The following is a 1,024-nucleotide window of genomic DNA, read 5'->3' as shown; positions in this document are numbered from 1 at the left end:
GGAGCCCGCGGTGGTCGAGCCGGGCTCGGCGGCCGGGCGGGGGCCGGGGAGAGAGGGAGCACCGGCGGCCGGGCGGGCGCCCGTTGTGGGGTGGGCGACGGCGGGTGGGGCGGTGCGCGATGTCGGGCGGGAGGCGGGGGCCGGGGCCGGGCGGAGGGTGAAGCGGAGGGTTCGCACGCCGTGCCGCGCCGCGATCGCGCGCAGCTCGCGGCCGCCGTCCGTGGCCGTGCCGTGTACGTACAGCCGTGCCCGGCTGCGCACATCGGCCCCCAGCCTCGCCAACAGCCGGGTGAGTTCGGGCCAGAGCGACGGGTCCAGCTCTTCGCCGGGGCGGCCGACCTCGATGGCCGGGCCCTCGGCGTCCACCGCACGGGTCGAGGCGGAGGGCGCCCGGCCGTCGCGTTCGGTGATCCACAGGCCCGCCCGGGTCGCCGTGGCCTGCCAGCGGTCGGAGAGCCGGACGACGCCGTGCTCGATGTTGCCGGGGCCCGGCAGCGGCGGGCTCCAGCGCAGCAGGCGCGGGCTCGGGGCGGGTTCGCCCTCCTTCGAGGGGGCGCACACCACGGCGTCCACGAAGGGCCGCCACCGCGGGTTGCCGTCGGCGCCGACGAGTACGGAGCGGGCCACACCGCGCTCCGCGGGGGCGCTCGGGGCGAGCAGCGGCAGGCCCGTATAGACGACGATCTCGGTGTCGAGCATTTCGGCGGCCAACTGCCCCGTGCGCAGAATGTCGCGGGGGCTGCCGGGGGCGAGCCGGATCCTGGACCACAGCGCCTGCGGCAGGGCCGACAGCACCTCGCCGACGTCGGAAGCCGAGACGTCCCCGCCCTCCGGGACGCCGACCAGCACGGTGGGACCCCGGGGGTCGACGGGCACCGAATAGCACAGGTCCCCGCGCTCGGGGGCGGTCGCGTGCGGGGAGCGGGCCAGCAGCCCCGCCGGGATCTGTTCGATGACACAGCCGCTGTCGGTGCGCTCGGGCACCTGCTCGACCCCGGACTACCAGGCGGGGGCGGGCTGACGG

The 1,024-nt window shown here is 77.8% G+C and carries 1 pseudogene; it reads right to left on the bottom strand.

The window, feature by feature from the left end:
• Positions 1–984, bottom strand: a pseudogene (locus tag SSOG_RS54560) (hypothetical protein); the annotation flags it as partial.
• Positions 985–1,024: the final 40 nt, after the last annotated feature.

This window comes from Streptomyces himastatinicus ATCC 53653 (assembly GCF_000158915.1).
Classification (GTDB): Bacteria; Actinomycetota; Actinomycetes; order Streptomycetales; family Streptomycetaceae; genus Streptomyces; species Streptomyces himastatinicus.
This window is presented reverse-complemented; position numbering and strand designations above follow the sequence as displayed.